This is a genomic window from Komagataeibacter xylinus NBRC 15237, from assembly GCF_001571345.1.
Lineage (GTDB): Bacteria > Pseudomonadota > Alphaproteobacteria > Acetobacterales > Acetobacteraceae > Komagataeibacter > Komagataeibacter xylinus.
The window spans coordinates 31098-55225 of the sequence record NZ_BCTP01000002.1; the positions used below are offsets into that span (position 1 = coordinate 31098).

The window sequence follows — 24128 nt, forward strand, 5'->3', positions numbered from 1 at the left end:
GGCCCTGCCGCAAGGGCCATGGCCGGCTGCGTCCCGCCGCCCCCCTTAATGCTGCGCGCCAAGCGGCGGCGGCACGCGGGCGGCGCGCAGGGCCTCGGCCTGGCGGGTGGCAAGGGCCGCCTCGCTGAAGTCGCCAGCCAGTTCCTGAAACAGCTCATGCCAGTTCACCTTGGCCTTGAGGCGCAGGAACACGCTGCCCAGCCCCACGGCGGAGCGGTCAACCAGCACGAATTCACGCGGCGGCTGTACCCCGCCGGTGCGCTTGAGGCCGTTATAGACCTTCTCGGCCACGGCGCGGCCATATTGCGGGTCGTTATCTTCCTGAATGAAGCGTTCGCGGTCATCAAGCAGTGGGCCGTAGATGAAGCGCGCCCATTCGTTGAGCACCCGCACCGTATCGCGCGACAGGTTGGCAAAGCCCCATGCCTCGTAGGCGTGCATGGCCAGATCCTCGTCATCCGTCTCGATCGCCTTGTGCAGGTCGATGATGCCCTGGACAAAACGCGGGCGGAAAATGCGGATGGCGCCAAAGTCGAGCAGGTTGATGCCGTAGTCATCGCGTATGGTGAAGTTGCCCATATGCGGGTCGCCATGAATCACGCCATAGCGGTACAGCGGCGCGTACCACGCGCGGAACAGGGCGCGCGCCATGCTGTTGCGCTGCTCCTGCGTGGGGTTGGCGTCGAGCACCTTCTGCAGGCCCTGGCCATTGACCCATTCCATGGTCAGCAGGCGGCCCGTGCACAGGCTGTCGACAGGCTCGGGAATGGTCACGTCGGGCCAGTCGGCCATCATGATGCGGTACAGCCGCATATTGGCGGCCTCGCGCTGGTAGTCGAGTTCCTCATACAGGCGGTCCTGCAGTTCCTCGAGCACGTCATCCTGGCAGATGGTGCTGTCGAGGCGATAGAACAGGCCCACGGCCATGCGGAACTGGCGCAGGTCGGACTCGACGGTGGATTTCATGTCCGGGTACTGCAGCTTGCACGCCACCTGCCGCCCGTCGGGCAGCACGGCGCGGTGTACCTGCCCAAGGCTTGCAGCCGCCGCAGCCGTGCGGTCGAACGAGCGGAAGTTGCGCTCCCAGTTGGGGCCGAGTTCGGCGGCCATGCGGCGGCGCACGAAGGTCCAGCCCATGGGCGGCGCATTGGCCTGGAGCTGGGCCAGTTCCTTGGCATATTCCTCGGGCAGGGCGCCGGGAATGGTGGAGAGAAGCTGCGCGCCCTTCATTAACGGCCCCTTGAGGCCGCCGAGCACGCTTTTCAGGTCCTCGGCATGTACGTTCTGGTTGGAGCGGAAGCCCATCTTGTGCCCCGCAATGCGCGCGGCAATGCCGCCCACCGTGCCCGAGGTGCGCACCATGCGGCGGAATTCACCAAACAGGCCGGTATTATCGAGGTTCCGTTCATCCGCCACGTCAGACACGCTCCAGTTCATCTATAAATCCGGCGATCACATCCAGCCCCTTCTGCCAGAACCCCGGATCGGCCGCATCCAGCCCGAAGGGGGCCAGAAGTTCGCGGTGCCGCAGGGTTCCACCAGCCTTGAGCATGTCGAGATACTTGTCCTGAAAACCAGGGTGCCCGGACCGGAACACCCCGTATAGCGCGTTTACCAGGCAATCGCCAAAGGCATAGGCGTACACATAGAATGGTGAATGGATGAAATGCGGAACATATGTCCAGTACACATCATAATCTGGCGTGAAGTTGAAGGCCGGGCCAAGGCTCTCGGCCTGGGTCTGGCGCCATATCTCGCCAATGCGCGCGGGCAGGAGCTCACCCTTGCGGCGCTCCTCATGCACCAGTGTCTCGAAGCGGTAGAACGCGATCTGGCGCACCACGGTGTTGAGCATGTCCTCCACCTTGGCGGCCAGCATCAGCCTGCGCCGGGCGGGATCGGTCTGGGCATCGAGCAGGGCGCGGAAGGTCAGCATCTCGCCAAACACGCTGGCGGTCTCGGCCAGGGTGAGCGGCGTGCTGGACATGAGGTAGCCCTGCCTGCCCGCCAGCACCTGATGCACGCCGTGGCCGAGTTCATGCGCCAGCGTCATCACATCACGCGTGCGGCCACGATAGTTGAGCAAAAGGTAGGGGTGGACGGACGGCACCGTGGGGTGGGCAAACGCGCCTGAGGCCTTGCCGGGCACGGGCGGCGCGTCGATCCAGGCATGATCGAAGAACTGTTTTGCCACGTCCCCCATGCGCGGGTCGAAGCCTTCATAGGCGCCCAGTACCTGCTTTGTGGCCTCCGCCCACGGGATCAGCGGTTCATCCTGCGTGGTCAGGGGGGCGTTGCGGTCCCAGTATTCCAGTTTGTCAAGGCCGAGCCATTTGGCCTTGAGCGCGTAATAGCGGTGCGACAGGCGGGGATAGGCCTCGGTCACGGCCTGCACCAGCGCGTCCACCACTTCGTCTTCCACCATGTTGGCGCAGTTGCGCGCCGAGGTAGGGCGCGGGTAGTGGCGCAGCCCGTCCATGATGGCCTTGTCCTTGGCCAACGTGTTGGTAATGAGCGAGAACAGCTTCACATTCCGGCTCAGCTCATCGCCAATGGCGCTGGCCGCTGTGGCCCGCTGTTTGCGGTCGGGGCTGGACATGGTGTCAAGCGCATTGCCCAGCGTGACCGGCTCGCCGCCCACGCGCACGCGCAGGCCGGCCATCGTCTCGTCAAACAGGCGGTTCCATGCGGCAGCGCCCGTGACCGATTTCTCGTGCAGGACCGCCTCGACCTCATCGGAAAGCTGATAGGGGCGGAATACGCGCAGGTCGCGCAGGAAGGGGGCCCAGTGCGCCAGCGCCGCATCACTCATCTGGGCGGCCAGCACCGCATCATCAATGCGGTTGATCTCGAGCGTGAAGAACAGCAGATGCGTGGAGATGGTGGTCAGCCGCTCATTGATCGACTGCGCGAACCGCGCCACGCCGGAATCCGACGTGTTGGCCGCGAAAAGAAGCTGGGCATAGGAGCCTGCCCGGCCCAGCACCTCGTCAATGCGCTGGTATTCGGCAATGGCCTGCGCCAGTTCCGCCCCCGGCAGGCTGGCCAGCCGGCCCTGCCATGCATTGCTGAAAGCCTGCGCATCGGCCTCGGCCTGATCAAGGTCGGTGGCCAGTTCCGGGGCATCCGGCCCGGCATAGAGGTCCGACAGGTCCCAGCGCGGCAGGCCGGCCAGGCCGGGCGTGGTCGCGGCGGCGGGCGCATCAGCGCTGCGCGGGACAGACAGGGAGGCGGAAAAATTCGCTTTGAACATAGATCGGGCACCAACCATCAGATCGGGCGAAGCCTGCGCACCAGCGCGGGCCCCGCGATTCCATGGTGTGAATCTAGTGCGTCATGTCCTGCTAGGCGACCCCACTGCCCGATATTATGCCCCCAACGCAGGCGGGGCCGGACATTGCTGCCCGGCCCCGCCATTTTTTGCGAAACTTCTGCCGTTTACGCGCCGACCGCCAGCGCGGGGACCTCGAAGCCGATTACTTTCGCATATTCCTTGGGCACGACATGCCAGAAGCGCGGCAGCGTCTTGTCCCAGTCATGCAGCAGCAGTTCGGCATAGCGGCTGCCAGTCTCGCGGGCATGGGTCTCGACCTGCTCGCGCAGCACGGCCTCCCATCTGGGGTCGTGAACGCGGCACCACATCACGGTATCGGGGTTCACCCGCTCGGCAAACGTGCCGCTGGCGTCATACACAAAGGCCATGCCGCCGGTGAAACCCGCGCCGAAATTGTCGCCCGTCTCGCCAAGGATCACCACCGTGCCGCCGGTCATGTATTCGCACCCGTTCGACCCGCAGCCCTCGACCACGCCAATGGCGCCCGAGTTGCGCACCGCAAAGCGCTCGCCCGCCTGCCCTGCCGCATAAAGCGCGCCCGCCGTTGCGCCATACAGCACCGTGTTGCCCACGATCGCGTTCTCGTTCGACACGAGGCTGGAAGACGGCGAAGGCCGCACCACGATGGTCGCGCCCGAGAGGCCCTTGCCCACATAGTCGTTCGCATCACCCAGCACCTCGAGCTTGAGGCCCTGCACCGCGAATGCGCCCAGCGACTGCCCTGCCGAGCCACGCAGCCGCGCCGTGAGGTGGCCCGGTGCCAGCTTGGTCATGCCGAACTGGCGCACGATGAGCGAGGAGATGCGCGTACCGATGGCGCGATGCGTGTTCTGCACGTTGTACTGCAACTGCATCTTCTCGCCATGGTCAAATAGCGGGCGCGCATCGGCAATCATCTGCGCATCCAGCGTCTCGGGCACCTCGTTGCGGCCCTCACGCGTGCAGTAGCGGCCATAGGGGCCGGGATCGGCCTGCGCCAGCAGCGAGTTGAGGTCGAGGTCATCAAGGTAGTCCGCCCCGCGCAGCACCTGGTGCAGCAGGTCGGTGCGGCCGATGATCTCGTTAAGCGTGGAGAAGCCCAGCGATGCGAGGATATTGCGCACGTCCTCGGCAATGAAGGAGAACAGGTTGATCACCTTCTCCGGCGTGCCTTCGAACTTCCTGCGCAGGTCCTCATCCTGCACGCACACGCCCACCGGGCAGGTGTTGGAGTGGCACTGCCGCACCATGATGCAGCCCATGGCCACGAGGCTGGCCGTGCCGATGCCGAACTCTTCCGCACCCAGCATGGCGGCGATCACCACGTCGCGCCCGGTTTTCAGCCCGCCATCGGTGCGCAGCTTCACGCGGTGGCGCAGGCGGTTGAGCATCAGCACCTGATGCGCCTCCGCCAGCCCCAACTCCCACGGCATGCCCGCATACTTGACCGAAGACTGCGGGCTGGCCCCCGTGCCACCGGAATGGCCCGAGATCAGGATGGCATCCGCCTTGGCCTTGGCCACGCCGGCTGCAATCGTGCCGATGCCCGAGCGCGCGACCAGCTTCACGGTCACTGTGGCCTCGGGGTTGATCTGCTTGAGGTCGTAGATGAGCTGGGCCAGATCCTCGATTGAGTAGATGTCGTGGTGCGGCGGCGGCGAGATCAGCGTCACGCCCTCCGTCGCATGACGCAGCTTCGCGATCAGGCTGGTCACCTTGAAGCCGGGCAACTGCCCGCCCTCGCCGGGCTTCGCACCCTGCGCCATCTTGATCTCGATCTCCCGGCAGTCATTGAGGTACTGCGCGGTCACGCCAAAGCGGCCCGAGGCGATCTGCTTGATGGCGGATGAGGCATTATCGCCATTGGGGCGCGGCTTCGCGCGGGCCGGGTCTTCACCGCCCTCGCCCGAATCCGACTTGGCGCCGATGCGGTTCATGGCGATCGACAGCGTCTCGTGCGCCTCGGGGCTGAGCGCGCCGAGCGAGATGCCGGGCGCGATCAGGCGCTTGCGCAGTTCGGTGATGCTCTCGACCGATTCCACGGGGATGGGCGTGCGCCCGCCACGGAAGTCGAGCAGGTCGCGCAACGCCACCGGCGGCTGGCGGCGCACCGCATCGGCATAACGCTGGTAGATGGAGAAGCTGCCGGTGCCCACCGCCGTCTGCAGCATGTGGATGAGGTTGCCATCAAAGGCATGCACTTCCCCGCTGCGGCGCATCTTGTAGCGCCCGCCGACGGAAAGCGTTTCCACCTGTTTGTTCCACGCCTTGTGGTGGAAGCTGAGCACATTGCGCGCGATGCCGGTCAGGCCAATGCCCGAGATGCGCGAGGGCATGCCGGGGAAGAACTCCGCCGTCAGCGCGCGTGACAGCCCGATGGCCTCGAAATTGTAGCCGCCCCGATACGACGCCACGATGGAAATCCCCATCTTGGACATGATCTTGAGCAGGCCCTTGTTGACCGCCTTGCGGTAGCGCTCCACCGACTCGCTGAGCGAAAGCTGGCCGAACAGGCCGCGACGGTGGCGGTCGGCAATGCTTTCCTGTGCCAGGTACGGGTTCACGGTCGTCGCACCCACGCCGATGGTCACCGCGATGGCATGCACGTCGAGCGCCCCGGCCGAGCGCACGTTGAGCGAGGTGAACGTGCGCAGCGACTGGCGCACCAGATGCGTATGCACCGCCGCCGTGGCGAGGATCATCGGGATATATGCCCGCTCGCTGGACTGGTGCTCATCGGTCAGGAACACATGGGTGCAGCCCTGGCGCACGCGGTCCTCGGCCTCGGCGCGGATGCGCGCGATGGCGGCGCGCAGCCCGGCCTCGCCCTCGCTGGCGGGGAAGGTGCAGTCGATGATGCAGGCATTCCTGCCACAGAACTCGACCAGCGCCTGGAACTCACCCGTGGTCAGCACCGGGGAGGGAAGCTGGAGCAGGTCGCACTGGCTCTCGTTTTCCTCCAGGATGTTGCCAAGGTTGCCAAGGCGGGTCACGAGGCTCATCACCCGCGTTTCACGCAGGCTGTCGATGGGCGGGTTGGTAACCTGGCTGAAGGCCTGGCGGAAGTAATGCGCCAGCCCCCGGTAGCGGGAGGAAAGCACGGCAAGCGGCGTGTCATCGCCCATCGAGCCGATGGCCTCGGCAGCGTTTTCCACCATGGGTTGCAGGATGGTCTCGAGATCCTCGAGCGTCAGGCCCACGGCAAGCTGGCGGCGGCGCAGCATCTCGGCCCCGTACAGCACCGGCTCGCTGCCATCGGGGCGGACAATGCTCGAGATTTCCTGCGTGCGCTTGACCCAGGCCGAGAAGTCCTGCCGCTGCGAGAGTTCATCAAGCAGCTCTTCATTGCTGTAGAGCTTCGCGGTTTTCAGGTCGAGGGCAAGCGACTGCCCCGGCCCGAGGCGGCCACGGCTCACGATCTCGGCCTCGGGCACCTTCACCATGCCCGTCTCGGAGCCCACGATCAGCAGGCCGCCTTCGGTCAGGGTGTAGCGCAGCGGGCGCAGGCCGCTGCGGTCAAGACCCGCCACCATCCAGCGGCCATCGGTGGCGCACAGGGCGGCGGGGCCATCCCACGGTTCCATCACGGCATTGCAGTAGGAATACATGTCCTTGTGGCGCTGCGGCATGGCGGAGTTGCCGCCAACGCTTGCCGGAATCATCAGGCAGCGCGCCATCGGCGCGTCACGGCCTGCGAAGGTCAGCAGTTCGAACACGTTGTCAAAGCACGCGGTATCCGACCCCTGCGCCTGCACCACGGGCTTGAGGTCATCCATGTAGGGGTCAAGGATGGGGTCGGCCAGCCGTGTCTCGTGGCTTTTCATCCAGTTGACGTTGCCCGAGATGGTGTTGATCTCGCCATTATGGGCCAGCCTGCGGAAAGGCTGGGCCAGCTTCCATGTGGGGAAAGTGTTGGTCGAGTAACGCTGGTGATAGATGGCGAAACGGCTGACAAAGCGCGGGTCGAGCAGGTCGGGGTAGAACTCGGTCAGGTGCTCGGCAAGGAACATGCCCTTGTAGATGAGCGAGCGGCACGACAGCGAGCACACATACAGGTCGACCTGGTTGGCGATGGCGCTTTTTTCGATCTTGCGGCGGATCACGTACAGGTCGCGCTCGAACTCTTCCTCCCCGCTGCCGGGCAGGTTGCGGATCAGGATCTGCTCGATCTCGGGGCGGGTGGCGTTGGCCTTCTCGCCAATGCAGTCGGTGTTGATGGGCACCTGCCGCCAGCCATAGATGCTGTAGCCGAATGCCAGGATCTCGCTCTCGATGATCTGGCGGCAACGCTCCTGCGCTGCGATATCGGTCTTGGGCAGGAAGATCATGCCCACCGCGATCTGGCTGTCCACGCCGCTTTCGGCGCCGCCTGCATGAATGGCGTCGGCAAAGAAATCCTGCGGGATCTCGACATGGATGCCCGCGCCATCGCCGGTCTTGCCATCGGCATCGACCGCACCCCGGTGCCACACGGCCTTGAGGGCTGCGATGCCCGCTTCCACCACGTCGCGGCGCGGCTTGCCATCAAGGGCGGCCACCATGCCCACGCCGCAGGCATCATGCTCGTCGGCGGGGGTGTACAGGCCGGAGATGGCCTGCGCGTTGTCGCGCCATTCCTGCACGAAATCGGTGGACTGGTTTTCGAACTGATCCATCATGCTTACTCCGCCACCTCGGCCTGTGCCGCCGTCATTTCCTCTAGCCATGCGTGCATCTGCGCTGCCGCATCACGCCCATCGCGGATGGCCCACACCACCAGGCTGGCCCCGCGCACGATATCGCCTGCGGCAAACACACCAGGCAGGCTGGTCATGAAGCTCTTGCGATCGACCATGAGCGTGCCCCAGCGCGAGACCTCAAGCTCCGGCTGGCCCCACAGCGTGGGCAGCGGCTCGGGGTCAAAGCCAAGCGCCTTGACCACGAGGTCGGCCTCGAGCGTGAACGCGCTGTCCTCCACCGGCTCGACCGACTGGCGGCCCGAGGCATCGGGCAGGCCCAGCTTCATGCGGCTGGCGCGCACGCCGCTCACATGGCCCTCGCCCTCGAACGCCTGCGGGGCTGCGAGCCAGACGAACTCCACGCCTTCTTCCTCGGCGTTCTTCACCTCGCGCACGGAGCCGGGCATGTTGGCGCGGTCGCGGCGATAGAGGCATTTGACCGACTTGGCCCCCTGCCGGATGGCGGTGCGCACGCAGTCCATGGCCGTATCGCCACCGCCAATGACCACGACAGACTTGCCCGCCGCATTCAGCGCGCCACTGTCATATTCGGCCACGCTGTCGCCCAGCGAGACGCGGTTGGACGCGGTCAGGTAATCAAGCGCGCGCACGATGCCGCCCAGACCCGCACCAGGGCCACCAATATCGCGCGACTTGTACACGCCGGTGGCGATCAGCACGCCATCATGCCGCGCGCGCAGGGTGGAGAACGCGATGCTGTCCGCACCATCGGTATCGCCAATGCCCTTGCCGAGATGGAAGTGGATGCCCGATTCCACCAGCAGCCTGTGGCGGCGCAGCACGATGTCCTTCTCCAGCTTGAAGCCGGGGATGCCATACATCAGCAGGCCACCGATGCGGTCGTAGCGGTCATAGACATGCACCTGGTAGCCCTGCTCGCGCAGTTGCACGGCGGCGGCAAGGCCACCGGGGCCAGCACCGATGATGGCAACACTCTCATCGCGCTCGGCCACCGGTTTGACCGGCCTGACCCAGCCGTTATCGAAGGCGGTATCGGTAATGTAGCGCTCGACCGCGCCGATGGTGACGCTCTCGAACCCTTCCTCGATCACGCAGTTGCCTTCGCACAGGCGGTCCTGCGGGCAGATGCGGCCACAGATTTCGGGGAAGGTGTTGGTGGCGGAGGACAGCTCATACGCCTCCTCCATCCGCCCTGCCGCCGTCATCATCAGCCAGTCGGGGATGTTGTTGCCCAGCGGGCAGTGCACCGAGCAGAACGGCACGCCACACTGCGAGCAGCGCGAGGCCTGCGCCTCGGCCTTCGCGGGCACGAACTCATCGTAAATTTCGTTGAAGTCCTGGCGGCGCGCCTGGGCAGGCCGTTTGTCGGGCTGCTCCTGCGCCACGGAGACGAATTTCAGCATGCGCTCGGCCATCGGTCTGCCCCTGGTCTGCATATGGAAGGAAGGCGTCAGGCGCGGCTTACGCGCCCGGTGGTTCGCACATGACCTACGCAACGCCTTGCCCAAAGAAAAGACAGCAGTACTGACCTTATTGCGGAAAAAGACCAGAAATACGCGAAATTCCTCCCCTCCGCACCGAAATCAGTCCAGCACCAGATCCATGGGCGAGGGCGTTATGCCCAGCATCTCGAGCGTGCGGGCGCCGGGGGCCACGACGTTATCGACATAAAGCAGCCTGACCTGATCGCGCGTGAGCAGCTTGCCCGGCAGGTGCTCGAGCACGCTGGCCTGAAGGGTGGCGAGCCAGCGCGGCACCTCGATGAGCGGGCGCGGATGCCCGCCCCACCGCGCGGCCCAGGCCACGAGCTGGCGCATGGTCATGACCACGGGGCCGCCAAACTCGAAGACGGCGCCCTCCATGCCCTCGCTCGAAGCAATGCGCAGCATGCCATCGGCCACATCCCCCACCCATACGGGCTGGAAACGGGTGGCCGGCCCAAACACCGGCACCACCGGCATGAAACGCGCCATGCGGGCGAACATGGCGGGAATGGCTCCCTCCACGCCAAAAATGAGCGAGGGCCGGACAATGACCGCCTGCGGCATGGCGCGGCTGACGGCGGCCTCCCCCTCACCCTTGCTGCGGGCATAGGCCGAAGGGCTGCTCACATCCGCGCCAATGGCCGAGACATGGATCAGCCGCTCGACACCGGCGGCGGCACTGATCCGCGCCACCCTTGCCGCACCCGCCACATGGATCGCCTCGAACGTGGCCGCCCCGTGCGGGGAGAGGATGCCCACAAGGTTGATGACCAGCGTGCTGCCCTCAATGGCGGCGACGCAGGCCGCCTCATCAGTCACGGAGGCGACAACGGGCACCACCTGCCCCACGTCGCCAAGCATGCGCAGGGTCGTGGCATGCGCCGCCGTGCGGCCCGCCACGCGCACCACGTAGCCCGCCCGTGCCAGTCGCCCCACCACGGAGCGGCCCACGAATCCACTCCCGCCAAATACCGTTGCAACCTTGCGTGCCATAGCCTGCTCCTGTCCGTGATTCATGACTGTTTCCCTGCCCCCCTGTTCTCACATCTTTGCCCGGTCGCTTCCCATCCATTTTGTCCGTGCAGCCATGCCGGACGGCCTGCTTCCGGCCGCATGGAAAAAATGCGCCTGATTTCAAAAAAATGCATTTACCCTGTTGACCGCCCCCGCAGGCCGGACTAAACACCGCTCACACCACCCCGGCGGCCTCCGCTGGGGAGCCTCTGAGCCCAGATGGCGGAATTGGTAGACGCGCAGGTTTCAGGTACCTGTGGCCGCAAGGTCGTGGAAGTTCGAGTCTTCTTCTGGGCACCATCTCTCAAAACTGAATAGCATTCCCCTCCGGGGGGCGGTCAGGACAGCCCATTACGGGCCTGTCCCGTTATCTTTTTGCCTGTTCCGCAGCCGGAATTGGTGTAAACCGCCCCGAACACACCCTTCACGGCCCTGCCCCCCCGGGCACAGGCAGGCGTTACGACACAACGGATTGCCCTGCTTGCGGTTGCGTTGCAGACCTGCCACCGTGAATTCAATTGCGTGACGGAGCATTTCACATATGGCCACAAGCCCATCACCCGACGCCATTCACCTCTATCGTGGCGACCTGCCCGCGCACGTCACCTTCAGTGGCAGTGTTGCGGTGGATACGGAAACGATGGGCCTCAACCCGCACCGCGACAGGCTGTGCCTCGTGCAGCTTTCCGGCGGGGATGGCCACGCCCACCTGGTGCAGATGCCCAAAGGCGCGCGCGCCGCCGACTGCCCCAACCTCGTGCGCGTGCTGGCTGACCCGGCCCTGCCCAAGCTCATGCATTTCGCCCGCTTTGACGTGGGCATCCTGCAATACACGCTGGGCATGACGGTTGCCCCCGCCATCTGCACCAAGATCGCATCAAAACTGGTGCGCACCTATACCGACCGCCACGGCCTGGCCCATCTGTGCCGCGAACTGCTGGGCGTGGAACTGAGCAAGCAGCAGCAGTCATCGGACTGGGGGGCACCAGAACTCAGGCCCGAGCAACTGGCCTATGCCGCCTCCGACGTGCTGTACCTGCATGCCCTGTGGGCAAAGCTCGAAGCCCTGCTGCACCGCGAGGGGCGGCGTGAACTGGCGCAGGCCTGCTACGATTTTCTGCCCACGCGGGCGCGGCTTGATATACTGGGCTACGAAGATCCTGATATTTTCGCGCATCGGGCCGCCTGATGGCCCATGCCCGGTTTGACCGGGAACCCATTCAGACCGATACAGATCGTGCATGAATAGCAGCCCCTTTCCCCCTCCCTCCGCCACGGGCGATGACACGGCCCTGCCCGCGCGCATGCTGCGCGAGGCCCGTGCCGTGCTGCGCGCCGAATCCGCCGGGCTGCAGGCCATGATCGCCGCGATGGAAGACGGCAATGCAGGCGATGGCGGGCTCGGGGCGGCCTTCATCGCGGCGGTCGAGGGCATCTGGTCGGGCAACCGGCGCGTGGTGGTGACCGGCATGGGCAAGTCGGGCCATATCGGGCGCAAGATCCAGGCCACCCTTGCCTCGACCGGCACGCCCGCCATTTTCGTGCATCCGGCCGAGGCCTCGCACGGCGACCTGGGCATGCTGCAGAAGGGCGATGCGGTGCTGGCCATATCCAATTCCGGCGAGACGGCGGAAATGGCCGACATCATCTCGCATGCCCGCCGCTTCGGGCTGCTGCTCATCGCCATGACCGCGCGCGCGGGCTCCACGCTGGCGCAGGCGGCCGATATCGTGCTGCTGCTGCCCGATGCCCCCGAGGCCTGCCCCATTGGCCTCGCGCCGACCACCAGTTCCACCATGCAGCTTGCGCTGGGCGATGCGCTGGCCATCGTGCTGCTCCAGCGCCGGGGCTTCAGCGCCAGTGACTTTGGCATCTTCCACCCCGGCGGGCGGCTGGGCACGCGGCTGCGCCGGGTGCGCGAACTGATGCATGCAGGCGAGAGCATGCCCCTTGGCCCGCCTGACATGGAACTGCGCCGCGTGATCGTGGAAATGACCCGCAAGGCCTTTGGCTGCATGGGCGTGGTGGACGCACACGGCCGCCTGCTCGGCCTGATTACCGACCATGACCTGCGCCTGGCTTTGGGCCGCGACCTTGACCACACCCTTGCCGCCGACATCATGAACCCCACCCCCCAGACCATCGGCCCCGACCTGCTTGCCGCCGAGGCGCTGCGGGTCATGAACGACCGGCCGCGCCCGATCTCGAGCATTTTCGCCCTTGATGAAGCAGGGCATGCGGTGGGCATCCTTCACCTTCACGACCTGCTGCGCGCGGGCATTGCATGACCGACCGCCCCGAAGACAGGGACGACAACACCGATCCCGACACCATCCAGCGCGAGGATTATGCCCGCAGCGCCGCCGATATCGAGCGCCAGCGCAGCATATTCGACCAGGGCGCGCGCACCCGCCTGCTGCCCAGCGCCGCCGACCAGGCGCGCAGGCAGGCCATCATGCGCTCGGCCAAGTGGATGCTGCCGCTGTTCGCCCTCGTGCTGCTTGGCTCGATCGCCGCATGGCCCGCCGTCGAGCGCGCCGTGATCATGCATACCGGCACCATGGCGCAGATGAGCCGCGTGCGCGTAAAAAGCGGCAGCATGCTCAACCCCACCTATCGCGGGCTGGACGAGCATGGCCGCCCCTACATGATCACCGCCGACGAGGCCCGCCAGGTCGACCCCGAGCGCATCGACCTGAGCAACCCCGCAGCCGACACCCTGACCGATAACGGCAACTGGCTGTATGTGACCGCGCGCGACGGCGTGTATATGCAGCATACCCAACTGCTGGACCTGACGCGTGACGTCACCCTCTATCGCAATGACGGAACCCTCATGCTCAGCCCCACCGCCGATGTCGACATGCGCCACAACATCATCGTAACCGATAGCTGGGTCCATGCCGAAGGCCCGGTGGGCGTGCTCGACGCGCGTGGCGGCATGGTGGACACACGCGGCGGCATCATGCTGTTTCGCGGTCCGGGCCGCATGATCCTCAATGCAGCGGAAAGATCGAACTGATGGCGCGCCTCTTCCCTCACCTGCCGCTTGGCGGCGTCCTGCTCGGGCTGGTGGCAGCCACCCCCGCCATGGCGCAGGGGCTCGACATGTCGCACGGCCAGCAGATCAATGTCACCGCAGCAGGCGGCTTCGACTGGGACCAGAACGCGCAGACCGTCACCGCCTATGACCGCGCCCAGGCCATCCGGGGCGACCTGACCGTGCGCGGCGACAAGCTCATCGCCTTCTACCGCAAGAAGGCCGCCACCACCCCCGCGCCGGGACAGGCCACGCCCGGCGCGAATACGGCCGCAACACCGGGCACGCAGGCCGCGGGCAAGCCGCCCGGCCCCGACGCACCGCTTGCCGCCCATCTCGGCGTTGCCCCTCCGCCCGAGACGCGTCGGCCCCATATCGTGGATGACACGCCCGCCCCCGCTGGCGCCACGAGCACGCCGGCACCGGCCAGCGCGCCCGGCCCCACCGCCTCCGCCAGCGACCCGGACGTGGATACGAACCTCGCCACCCCGTCTGACACACTGCCGCAGGACCTGCCCATTCCCGACCGGCCCGACCCCATCGGCGCGCCCGGCAATGGCCCCGCCAGCGGGCCTGCGGGCACGGCCCAGGGAACGGGGCAAGGGACAGGACAGGGTGATGCGGCAGGCGGTGGCGCGGGTGATGGCGGCGGGTCGAGCGAGGTTTACCGCCTTGAAGCCATCGGCCACGTGCATGCCTTCAACCTCAATGACCAGGCATGGGGCGACCATGCGGTCTATGACGTCGATCAGGCCATTCTGGTCATGACCGGCGAACACCTGAAGATGACCGCGCCGCAGGATATCCTGACCGCGCGCGACGTGCTGGAATACCATTCGCACGAGCACATGTCGGTCGCGCGCGGCAACGCCACCATGACCACCAATGACGGCCGCCAGATCCGCGCCGACGTGCTGGTGGGCTACGACAAGCCCAAGCCCGAGCGCAGCAACAAGCGCAAGGAATGGCGCCAGACCCACCCCAACGGCAAGAACCCGGTACCCGACGACGCCATAACGCCAGAAGATGCGGCGGCGGATGACAGGCCATCCCCCGGCGCGGGCACGATGGACCATGTCGATGCCTTCGGCCACATCATCATCCGCACCCGCACCGAGACCATAACCGGGGATCGCGGCGTGTACGTGCCCGATACGGGCATTGCCCGACTGGTGGGCAACGTGCATATCACCCGTGGGGAAAATCAGGTCAGCGGCACATCGGCCATCGTGAACCTGCATACCGATATCTCGACCCTGACCGACAACCCCGGCTCGCGCGTGAGTGGCCTGGTCATTCCCAACCAGGCTGGCAAAGGTGGCAAGGTACAAGACAAATGAACATGACCCCCCCGACCGATGGCCCCGACCCCACGGCACTGCCCATTCCCGCGCCCGCTGCCGGGCTGATCGCCAGCGGAATCGGCAAGAGCTACAAGAAGCGGCAGGTGGTACGTGACGTGTCGCTGCAGGTGCAGCGCGGCGAGGCCGTGGCCCTGCTTGGCCCCAATGGCGCGGGCAAGACCACCAGCTTCTACATGATCGTGGGGCTGGTGCGGCCCGACATGGGCACCATCACGCTCGATGGCGCGGACATCACGCAACTGCCCATGTACCGCCGCGCGCGCATGGGCATTGGCTACCTGCCGCAGGAGGCGAGCATCTTTCGCGGGCTCAATGTCGAGCAGAACATCATGGCCGCCCTCGAGATCGTGGAACCCGACCCCGACCGCCGCCAGACCATGCTTGACGGGTTGCTGGGCGAATTCGGCATCACCCGGCTGCGGCATTCCTCCTCGCTCGCCCTTTCGGGCGGCGAGCGGCGACGGCTGGAAATCGCCCGCGCGCTGGCCAGCCAGCCGCATTACATCCTGCTTGATGAGCCGCTGGCGGGCATTGACCCCATTGCGGTGGGCGAGATCCGCGACCTCGTGGCCCACCTCAAGGACCGGGGCATTGGCGTGCTGATTACCGACCATAACGTGCGCGAGACGCTGGAAGTGATCGACCGCGCCTACATCATGCATAGCGGACAGGTGCTGACCGAGGGGCGGCCGGAGGAAATCGTGGCGAACGAGGACGTGCGCCGCGTCTACCTGGGCGAAAAATTCACCCTTTAAACAAATTGATAACAGTTTCCGGGTGCCGCCTTTTTTCAAAAAGGTGACGTTCTCCCGAAGCTTTTTGAAAAAGCTTCACCAGAAACTTCTTTCATCCGGCAGCAGGCCCACCCCTGTATTCGTTACGCTTTACGCAAGGGGCGGGCGTAAAAAAAAGCACCACTCCCCCATGCAAGGAAAGCATGGACAGCGAGGGGGCAACCATGCCCAAATATATTCGTTCGCTGTCACGTACCCCCACGGGTCCGACGCAACAATCACTGTCACGCAGGCCTTGCGGGAAGGATCGTCCCCTTTAATTCATAGCCATTCGCTCAAAGCACGTCTTCCTTCTGCCCGTAAGCCACCGCGTTACGACCATGTAAGGAGTTGCCCCTTATGCATATCAGTGTCGCCGGAAAGCAGATCGCCCTGTCCGATGCCCTGAAACACAGGGTAAGCGCCCATCTGGACCGCATATCGGAAAAATATTTCGGACAGGCCATGGAAGCCCGCGTCACCTTCAGCCGCGCGCGCTCGTTCTTTACATGCGACATCAACCTCCATGCCACGCGCGGGCTGACCCTGCGCGGCGAAGGCGAGGCCGCCGATGCCCATTCGGCCTTTGATGATGCCGCCGAGCATATTGCCAGCCGCCTGCGCCGCTACCACCGCAAGGCCACCAGGCACGGCCACCAGAAAGCCCGCCAGCAGGTGCCCGAAGTCGGGCGTGGCTATGTTTTGCGGCCCGGCATGCCCACCACGCTTTCCGCCACGGAAGACGACGTAGCGAGCGAGGATGAGGACAGCGCACTGCCCGCAACCGGCCCCTACGCCACCATCATTGCCGAGCACCCGACCGAGATCCCGACCCTGAGCGTGAGCGAAGCGGTGATGCGGCTTGACCTGGCCGACTGCCAGATCCAGCTCTTCCGCAACAGCACGACCGAGACGGTCAACGTGCTCTATCGCCGCCCTGACGGCAATATCGGCTGGCTCGACCCCTCGCTGCGCTCAAACTGACCCCTGACCGGCAGCGCCCCCCAAGGGGCCTGCCCCTTTCCCAACAAAAATGGCCCTGCCCCCGGATAGGGGAGCAGGGCCATCTGTTATGTGGCATGCACCAGGTGCTAGTGCAGCGGCACCAGCATCATGTCATGCTGAACGATTGCATTGACCGCCTCATCGCGGTCCTCGGCTACGGCAAGCGGCGTGCCGTCGGCGGCATGGATGGCGAAGGCGTCCTCGCCCTCGACCTGTACTGCCCGGATATAGGCCACCGCCTCCATGCCCAGCCCACGCAGTTCGCCGGTGCTGATCATGTAGGGGCTGGTAGTCGGCTCCGCCGGTTCGCCGTGCAGCAGCACCCGGCCATTGCGTGTCGTAACTCTCATGGCGTCATCTCCTGCATCATGAAGGGTCTCCATCGCCCTTCGTCTCCGCATCCCAACAGGGGCGACAGGGGACCTGACCATGCGGGGATCAGTCCTCGTCAATTACCCTGACAACACGTTGCTTGCGCCCGGCGGGCACATCAACCACCGGCGCAACACGATCATGCGAGGACGGCGGACTGGCCTGCGGGGCGCGGGCAATCTCGATCTTGCGCACGCGCACTTCAGGCTGTGGGCGGGCGAGTTCGATATGCAGCAGCCCGTTATCCATCCACGCGCCGCCAACCTCGATTCCCTCGGCGAGCACGAACGCCTTCTGGAACTGCCGCGCCGCAATGCCACGATGCAGGAAAATACGCCCCTGCCCGTCGTCGCTCTGGCGGCCGCGGATGACAAGCTGGTTGTCTTCCTGCGTTATGTGCAGGTCTTCCATCACGAACCCCGCCACCGCGAGCGTAATGCGCAGCGTGCTGGGGCTGACCTGCTCTATGTTGTAGGGCGGATACCCGTCTGATGCATTTTTTGATGCCCGTTCAAGCATCTGCTCCAGATGGTCGAACCCAAGGAACATGGGCGACCCGAAAACTCTTCCCGACAAATCGGCCTCCTCTGCTGTGAGCGAGACAGGAAACGGAAAAAGCGGACCCGAAACGGCATCCGCCCTCCGTCCCTTTACGATATGGGAGAATAATGGAAATGCACAAGGGAGCAGACCGCACCGCGCCGGTGCATTTTGCGTGCATCCCCACTGGCATCACGCGGGCGGAAACGCTAAATGGCGATACTATGATTGATCATGATGTCATCGCTCAGGCGACCCCCATGCCGATCCTGGTCGCGCCCCAGGCGGTCCTGCGCCAGAAAACACGCCTTGTCCGCCCCGAGGACATGGGCGCGCTGCGCACCACCATCCCCCGCATGTTCGCCGCCATGTACGCAGCCCCCGGCATCGGGCTGGCGGCACCCCAGGTAGGGCTTGGCATGCGCTTCGCCATTGTGGACGTGTCCGACAAAGGCGAGGCCCGCAACCCGCTCGTGCTGATCAACCCCGAGGTGATTGCCGAGACCGAGGACATGGCCGTGCGCGAGGAAGGCTGCCTGTCGCTGCCCAACCAGTATGCCGAGGTCATCCGCCCCGAGGCCGTGCGCGTGCGCTACCAGGACATGGAGGGCAAAAAGCACGAGCTTGAGGCCAATGACCTGCTGGCCACCTGCCTGCAGCACGAGATCGACCACCTCGAGGGCATCCTGTTCGTCGATCACCTTTCCACCCTCAAGCGCAACATGATCATGCGCCGCCTGGCCAAGGAACAGCGCCTCAAGCACTGAGTGCTGAACGCGGACCCGCCGCCGCCGGAACCCGACCTGTCCCGCCAAGGGTTCCGGCCCAGACAGAACGGACCCACACGACATGCGACTGGCCTTCATGGGCACGCCCGATTTTGCAGTGCCCGCCCTGCGCGCCCTGCATCAGACCGGGCATGACATCGTTACCGTCTATAGCCAGCCCCCCCGGCCCGCGGGCCGGGGCAAGAAGCTGCGCCCCTCGCCGGTACATCTTGCAGCCGAAGACCTCGGCATTCCCGTACGCACCCCGCTCGCACTGCGCCGCAATGCGGAAGAACACGCCTTCTTCCGCGCACTCGAACTCGATGCGGCCATAGTTGCCGCCTACGGGCTGATCCTGCCTGTGGAGATGCTCGATGCGCCCGCGCGCGGCTGCCTGAACATCCATGCCAGCCTGCTGCCGCGCTGGCGCGGGGCGGCGCCCATTCAGGCCGCCATCCTGGCCGGTGACAGTGAAAGTGGCGTGACCATCATGCAGATGGATGCCGGGCTGGATACCGGGGCCATGCTGCTGCGCGACCATGTGGCGCTGACCGACCACACCACGGCCACCACGCTGCATGATGACCTCGCCGCCATGGGCGGTCGCCTGATCGTGGACGTACTGGCGCAGCCACCCCACCCCGGCACCCCCCAGCCTGAAAGCGGGGTGACCTACGTGCAGCGCCTGAGCCGCGAGGACGGACGCATTGACTGGACCCGCCCCGCTGCTGAAATCGACCGCCAGGTCCGCGCGCTGACCCCCTGGCCCGGCACGTTCACCACGCTGGACGGGCAGGTGATCAAGATCGGGGCCGTAGGCCTGACGCCGGGCAATACGCAGGCAACACCCGGCACGGTGGTGGATGACACGCTGCGCGTGGCCTGTGGCGGAGGCACGGACCTGCGCATTACGCGCCTGCAACGCCCCGGCCGGGGCATGATGGAGGCTGCCGACTTCCTGCGCGGGCAGGCCGTGGCCGCTGGCACGCGGCTGGGCGTGGCGTGACCCGACGATGACCGAGACCACGCCCCCGCTCCCCGCCATTCCCACCATCCGCCCGGATGACATTGCCCCGCCTTCCGTCTGCCGCTGGGCCGTGCTGCTCGAATATGACGGGCGGGGTCTTGTGGGCTGGCAGCGCCAGTCGCCGGAGGATCTCGTATCCGTGCAGGGGCTGCTGGAAGGTGCTGCGCGCAACCTGACCGGTGGCCGCACGGTGCGCAGCATCACGGCAGGCCGCACCGATGCGGGCGTGCATGCGGCGGGACAGGTCGCGCATCTGGATTTTCCCGCCGATGTCACGCTGTCCAGTGCCACGGTGCGCGACGGGCTGAATTTCTACATGAAGCCCCATCCGGTGGTGGTGCTCATGGCGCGCCCGGTGCTGCCGCACTGGAATGCCCGCTTTTCCGCCTGCGCGCGCGCCTATCGCTACCGTATCCTCAACCGTTCATCACGCCCTGCGCTTGATGAGGGGCGGGTGTGGCACATCAAGGCCCCGCTGGATGTAGACATCATGCAGCGCGCCGGACGCTGCCTGCTCGGGCGGCATGATTTCACGTCTTTCCGCGCCTCCGCCTGCCAGGCGCGCAGCCCCGTGCGCTCGCTCGAGCAACTCGATGTGCGCCGCGAGGGTGAATACGTGGTGGTTGAAACCGCAGCTCGTTCCTTCCTGCACCATCAGGTGCGCAACATGGTTGGCACCCTGAAAATGGTGGGGGAAGGCCGCTGGGAGCCGGAGCGGGTGGCCGAGGCCCTTGCCGCCCGCGACCGCCGCGCCGCAGGCCCCACCGCCCCGCCAGACGGGCTGTGCCTGACGGCGGTGGGGTATGAGGATAATCCCTTCAGCCGGTAAAGCCCGGTTTCAGGGGACTGCCTGAAAACATCCAGCAATCATAAGAAAGTTTTTGGTGAAGCTTTTTTCAAAAAGCTTCGAAGAACGCCGCCTTTCTGAAAAAAGGCGGCACCCAGAAAGTTTTCTACTTTTCAGGATATGACCGGGCCTGACTTTTCAACCAGTCCCTTAATGCGGCTGGGCCTGCTGGACCATGAGCGGGTAGAGAAAATCATGCCATGCCCGCTGATGGGGAGAAAGCAGCCCCGTCGCGGCCACGAGCAGCCCGAGGCTGCCCAGAATGGCCAGCACCAGCAACACCGCCTGCCCGCGCCGCAGCAGCAGCCCCACGCGGGCGACGTACCAGGTCAGCCACAGGCTGTAGCCAAACTCCACTCCGTTGAGAATGCCCGCCCCCGTTGCCGATTGCAGCAGTCGGGGCGAGGCGAGCGCCATGAGCAGCGCCACCACCAGGCCGACAAACAGGGTGATCCAGTCGGTCCACCATGTCGCGGTGATGTAGCGCATCCACAGCCCTTCGCGCTTCCAGTGGCGGGCCAGTGCATTGGTCACGACCGCAGGCAGCAGGATCAGGCACAGCGCAAACAGCACCTTGACGCCGCTGATGGCCTGCGGGGCCGCACCCAGCGTCAGGCCGCCCAGCACCAGCCACATCGCCAGCCGGGGCGCCAGGGCAGCCAGCACGGAATCGCGCGTATTGCCAAAGCAGGCGATCCCTTCCGCGCGGCCCCGCCCCAGCAGCATCATGCCTTTGAGGATAACGCCAAACCCCGATACGTTCGGGGTTGGAGAGGGGCCGCGATCGGACATTAGCCCATTACCTTTTCAAGAAAACCGGAATAGATCGCTGTAAGCTGCTTCAGGTCGGCCAGCGCCACATGCTCATCCACCTTGTGCATGCTGGCCCCGACAAGGCCGAATTCGGCCACGGGGCAGTAGCGGCTGATGAAGCGGGCATCGGACGTGCCGCCCCCCGTATCCAGCTTCGGCACATGGCCCGTCACCGCATGCACGGCCCGGCGCAGGGCCTCGACCGGGGCATCGGGACTGGTCAGGAAGGATTCCCCGCTGATGGCAATGCTCACATCCGCCCTGGGCGCATGCCGGGCCACCACCGTGCGGATCCAGCCCGCAAGGTCCGCGCCGGTATGCAGGTCATTGAAGCGGATGTTGAGCCGCGCCTGCGCGCGTGCCGGTATGACATTGTTAGCCGTATTGCCCACGTCAAGGCTGGTCACCTGCAGGCTTGAAGGCTCGAACCATTCGCTACCCGTGTCAAGCGGGGCCGCCGTCAGTTCACCCAGCAGCGCGAGCAGCCGGTGGATGGGGTTATCCGCCCGGTGCGGATAGGCCACATGCCCCTGCATGCCCTGCACGGTAATGCGGGCATTAAGGCTGCCCCGTCGACCGATCTTGACGACCTCGCCCATCTCGCCCGGATTGGTGGGCTCGCCCACCAGGCAGAAATCAGGGATCTGCCCATTGGCCTGCATCCATTCCAGCACGCGCACGGTGCCGTTGGTGGCGGGGCCTTCCTCATCGCCGGTGATCAGCAGGCTGATCGTGCCCCGGGGCCGGGGCGTCTTTTGCAGGTACAGGCGCACGGCGGCGACAAAGGCGGCAATGCCCCCCTTCATGTCGCACGCGCCACGACCGAACAGGATGCCATCGTGTATTTCGCCGCCAAAGGGGTCATGGGTCCAGGCGGCATCACCGACCGGCACCACATCCGTATGGCCCGCAAAGCACAGATGCGGCTGGCCCGTGCCAAGGCGGGCGAACAGGTTGGGCGTGCGGGCGGTCCCCTCGCCAAAGGGCAGCAGGGTCACGCTGAAGCCGATGCCTTCGAGCACGGCGGCCAGCGCGTTGATGCCACAGCCATCATCAGGCGTGACGGAAGGGCAGCGGATCAGCGCGCGCGCCAGTGCGACAACGCCCCCGGGGTCCTGTTCCGGACCAGCCATTCCATCATCCGCCATCAGGTGTGTCTCCGTTACCGGTCAGCCGCGCAGCAGGTCGTTGATCGAGGTCTTGGAGCGGGTGCGCTCGTCCACGCGCTTGACGATCACCGCACAATCGAGCGAAGGCAGCGGCTTGCCATCGGTGGACGTGGCCTGGCGCGGCGGCAGGGTGCCGGGCACCACGACCGAATAGGCCGGGACCCGACCCATGAAGACCTCGCCCGTGGTGCGGTCAACGATCTTGGTGGACGCACCGAGGAACACACCCATGGACAGCACGCTGCCGCGCTCGACCACAACGCCCTCGGCCACTTCCGAACGCGCGCCGATGAAGCAGCCATCCTCGATGATGACGGGCGCCGCCTGCAGCGGCTCGAGCACGCCACCAATGCCTACGCCGCCGCTGATGTGGCAGTTCTTGCCAATCTGCGCGCAGCTGCCGATCGTAACCCAGGTATCGACCATCGTGCCGCTATCGACATACGCACCGGCATTGACGAAGCTTGGCATCAGCACCACGTCCGGCGCGATGAAGGCCGAGCGACGCACGATCGAGCCGGGAACCGCACGGAAACCGGCAGCCGCAAAGGCGGCCTGGTCCCAGCCCGCAAACTTCAGCGGCACCTTGTCATAGCTCGGCGCGCCCGCGCCACCGCCTTCAACAAGGCGGTTATCGTTGAGGCGGAAAGACAGCAGCACCGCCTTTTTCAGCCATTCATTCACCACCCAGCCGCCAGCGCCCGGCGTCGCCACGCGCAATTTGCCCGAATCAAGCGCCAGAAGGGCGGCTTCAACGGCATCACGATCGACGCCGGTCGTGGCGGTGGACAGCGTCTCGCGACGCTCCCACAGGGCCTCGATCTGGCTCTGGAGGGATGTATCGGTCATATCTGCAAAATCCTGTCTGGGCTGGTTTTCCCGGCCTGTCATGGCCGCAAACCTGTATTAATTTGCCAGCGGACCATGCGGAGGATCAGGGGGAATGTCAACGCATCCCCCTGCCCCAGCCCGCATGGCACTGCGCATCATGCGCTGCGAATGAGGGTTCCTGGCCCGGCTTCGGTAAAGAGTTCGAGCAGGCAGGCATGCTGCACCCGGCCATCAAGGATGACGGCCGCCTTGGCACCGGCCCGCACGGCCTCGAGGCAGGTTTCCACCTTGGGGATCATCCCGCCCGAGATCATGCCGCTGGCAATGCCCTTGCGGGCATCCTCGGCCGTGAGTTCGGGGATCAGCTTGCCATTGCCATCGAGCACGCCGGGCACGTCGGTCAGCATCAGCAGGCGGCTGGCATTGACCGCGCCCGCAATGGCGCCCGCGGCGGTATCGGCATTGATGTTGTAGGTCTCGCCACTGGCACTGCTGCCAATCGGCGCAATGACCGGGATCAGCCCCGAGCCTGACAGCGCATAGATCACGCGCGGGTCGATGCGCTCGGGCTCGCCCACGAAGCCAAGGTCGAGCAGGCGATCGGTTTCCACGCCGTTTTCACGCGCGCGGCGGATGAGCCTGCGCGCGGTGATCAACCCGCCATCCAGCCCCGAAATGCCCACCGCGAGCGCACCGGCGCGGTTGATGAGACCGGCGACCTGCTTGTTCACCTTGCCGCCGAGCACCATCTCGATCACATCGATCATGGCGGCATCGGTCACGCGCAGGCCGTCGATGAAGGTGGATTCGATCTGCAGGCGCTTGAGCATGGCGCTGATCTGCGGGCCACCGCCATGCACCACCACCGGGTTCACACCCACCTGCTTGAGCAGGGCGATGTCATGGCCGAACGCGGTGGAGAGCGTGGTGTCAACCATCGCGCTACCGCCATATTTCACCACGACCGTATCACCCGCATAGCGCCGCAGATAAGGCAGCGCCCTGGCCAGAACCTCGGCGCGTGCCTGTGCGTCCTGATCAGCCGATCCTGTTCCTGTCATCCGAACGG

At 65.5% G+C, this 24128-nt stretch carries 20 protein-coding genes and 1 tRNA gene; 10 read left to right on the forward strand and 11 right to left on the reverse strand.

All coding sequences use genetic code 11. From position 1 onward, the window contains the following. Nucleotides 1-45: 45 nt before the first annotated feature. The 5 genes from GXY01S_RS00995 to GXY01S_RS01015 all read right to left on the reverse strand — a co-directional run bounded on the left by GXY01S_RS00995 (nucleotide 46) and on the right by GXY01S_RS01015 (nucleotide 10490). A complete protein-coding gene (locus tag GXY01S_RS00995) occupies nucleotides 46-1437 on the reverse strand; it encodes an ABC1 kinase family protein (protein ID WP_061271533.1) in 1392 nt (463 codons plus the stop codon). Then, nucleotides 1418-3253: a M3 family oligoendopeptidase gene (locus GXY01S_RS01000; protein ID WP_061271534.1), complete on the reverse strand. Its 1836-nt coding sequence runs from the start codon at nucleotides 3251-3253 to the stop codon at nucleotides 1418-1420. Before GXY01S_RS01000 ends, GXY01S_RS00995 begins: the two co-directional genes overlap by 20 nt. Before the next feature lie 185 nt (nucleotides 3254-3438). Next, nucleotides 3439-7971, reverse strand: coding sequence for a glutamate synthase large subunit (gene gltB / locus GXY01S_RS01005; RefSeq protein ID WP_061271535.1), 4533 nt, complete (start codon nucleotides 7969-7971; stop codon nucleotides 3439-3441). Between the two features lie 2 nt (nucleotides 7972-7973). Next, on the reverse strand, nucleotides 7974-9428 hold the full coding sequence (locus GXY01S_RS01010; RefSeq protein ID WP_061271637.1) for an NAD(P)-dependent oxidoreductase: 1455 nt from the start codon (nucleotides 9426-9428) through the stop codon (nucleotides 7974-7976). 168 nt (nucleotides 9429-9596) lie between these two features. Further along, nucleotides 9597-10490 carry a complex I NDUFA9 subunit family protein gene (locus GXY01S_RS01015; RefSeq protein ID WP_061271536.1) on the reverse strand — a complete coding sequence of 298 codons (894 nt, stop codon included), beginning with the start codon at nucleotides 10488-10490 and terminating at the stop codon, nucleotides 9597-9599. Nucleotides 10491-10724: 234 nt separating this feature from the next. Between GXY01S_RS01015 and GXY01S_RS01020 the strand changes: the two genes are divergently transcribed. The 7 genes from GXY01S_RS01020 (at nucleotide 10725) to hpf (ending at nucleotide 16672) form a co-directional block, all read left to right on the forward strand. Continuing rightward, nucleotides 10725-10811, forward strand: a tRNA-Leu gene (locus tag GXY01S_RS01020). 241 nt (nucleotides 10812-11052) lie between these two features. Beyond that, on the forward strand, nucleotides 11053-11700 hold the full coding sequence (locus GXY01S_RS01025) for a ribonuclease D (protein ID WP_061271537.1): 648 nt from the start codon (nucleotides 11053-11055) through the stop codon (nucleotides 11698-11700). 52 nt (nucleotides 11701-11752) lie between these two features. Further along, entirely contained in the window at nucleotides 11753-12799 is a 1047-nt protein-coding gene (locus GXY01S_RS01030) for a KpsF/GutQ family sugar-phosphate isomerase (protein WP_061271538.1), read from the forward strand. Next, entirely contained in the window at nucleotides 12796-13533 is a 738-nt protein-coding gene (gene lptC, locus GXY01S_RS01035) for an LPS export ABC transporter periplasmic protein LptC (RefSeq protein ID WP_061271539.1), read from the forward strand. Before GXY01S_RS01030 ends, lptC begins: the two co-directional genes overlap by 4 nt. Next, nucleotides 13533-14891, forward strand: a complete 1359-nt coding sequence (locus GXY01S_RS01040) for a hypothetical protein (protein WP_061271540.1) — start codon at nucleotides 13533-13535, stop codon at nucleotides 14889-14891. Before lptC ends, GXY01S_RS01040 begins: the two co-directional genes overlap by 1 nt. Beyond that, on the forward strand, nucleotides 14888-15670 hold the full coding sequence (gene lptB / locus GXY01S_RS01045) for an LPS export ABC transporter ATP-binding protein (RefSeq protein WP_061271541.1): 783 nt from the start codon (nucleotides 14888-14890) through the stop codon (nucleotides 15668-15670). The genes GXY01S_RS01040 and lptB overlap by 4 nt, the downstream gene beginning before the upstream one ends. Nucleotides 15671-16048: 378 nt before the next feature. After that, the gene (gene hpf / locus GXY01S_RS01050) at nucleotides 16049-16672 is read left to right on the forward strand and encodes a ribosome hibernation-promoting factor, HPF/YfiA family (protein ID WP_061271542.1); all 624 of its coding nucleotides are present in this window, start codon (nucleotides 16049-16051) and stop codon (nucleotides 16670-16672) included. Nucleotides 16673-16779: 107 nt separating this feature from the next. Here the strand turns inward: hpf and GXY01S_RS01055 are convergent, their stop codons facing one another. Together GXY01S_RS01055 and GXY01S_RS01060 are read right to left on the reverse strand one after the other, a co-directional pair. Then, a complete protein-coding gene (locus GXY01S_RS01055; RefSeq protein WP_061271543.1) occupies nucleotides 16780-17043 on the reverse strand; it encodes a DUF1150 family protein in 264 nt (87 codons plus the stop codon). Nucleotides 17044-17131: 88 nt separating this feature from the next. Further along, a complete protein-coding gene (locus GXY01S_RS01060; RefSeq protein WP_082770660.1) occupies nucleotides 17132-17614 on the reverse strand; it encodes an Hsp20 family protein in 483 nt (160 codons plus the stop codon). 215 nt (nucleotides 17615-17829) lie between these two features. Here GXY01S_RS01060 and def point away from each other — a divergent pair, with 215 nt between their 5' ends. From def to truA, 3 genes are all read left to right on the forward strand, one after another. Further along, nucleotides 17830-18372 carry a peptide deformylase gene (gene def, locus GXY01S_RS01065; protein ID WP_061271638.1) on the forward strand — a complete coding sequence of 181 codons (543 nt, stop codon included), beginning with the start codon at nucleotides 17830-17832 and terminating at the stop codon, nucleotides 18370-18372. 82 nt (nucleotides 18373-18454) lie between these two features. After that, nucleotides 18455-19378: a methionyl-tRNA formyltransferase gene (gene fmt / locus GXY01S_RS01070; protein WP_061271545.1), complete on the forward strand. Its 924-nt coding sequence runs from the start codon at nucleotides 18455-18457 to the stop codon at nucleotides 19376-19378. 7 nt (nucleotides 19379-19385) lie between these two features. Beyond that, nucleotides 19386-20228: a tRNA pseudouridine(38-40) synthase TruA gene (gene truA / locus GXY01S_RS01075; protein ID WP_061271546.1), complete on the forward strand. Its 843-nt coding sequence runs from the start codon at nucleotides 19386-19388 to the stop codon at nucleotides 20226-20228. A gap of 168 nt (nucleotides 20229-20396) precedes the next feature. On the opposite strand, the gene GXY01S_RS01080 is transcribed toward truA, so the two are convergent. The 4 genes from GXY01S_RS01080 to argB form a co-directional block, all read right to left on the reverse strand. Next, a complete protein-coding gene (locus GXY01S_RS01080; protein WP_174520888.1) occupies nucleotides 20397-21038 on the reverse strand; it encodes a hypothetical protein in 642 nt (213 codons plus the stop codon). Next, on the reverse strand, nucleotides 21038-22192 hold the full coding sequence (gene dapE / locus GXY01S_RS01085) for a succinyl-diaminopimelate desuccinylase (RefSeq protein WP_061271639.1): 1155 nt from the start codon (nucleotides 22190-22192) through the stop codon (nucleotides 21038-21040). Before dapE ends, GXY01S_RS01080 begins: the two co-directional genes overlap by 1 nt. A gap of 36 nt (nucleotides 22193-22228) precedes the next feature. After that, nucleotides 22229-23077 (reverse strand): 2,3,4,5-tetrahydropyridine-2,6-dicarboxylate N-succinyltransferase, encoded by an 849-nt coding sequence (gene dapD / locus GXY01S_RS01090; protein WP_061271548.1) that lies wholly within the window; start codon nucleotides 23075-23077, stop codon nucleotides 22229-22231. A 137-nt stretch (nucleotides 23078-23214) separates the two neighbouring features. Beyond that, a complete protein-coding gene (gene argB / locus GXY01S_RS01095; protein ID WP_061271549.1) occupies nucleotides 23215-24120 on the reverse strand; it encodes an acetylglutamate kinase in 906 nt (301 codons plus the stop codon). Nucleotides 24121-24128 lie beyond the last annotated feature (8 nt).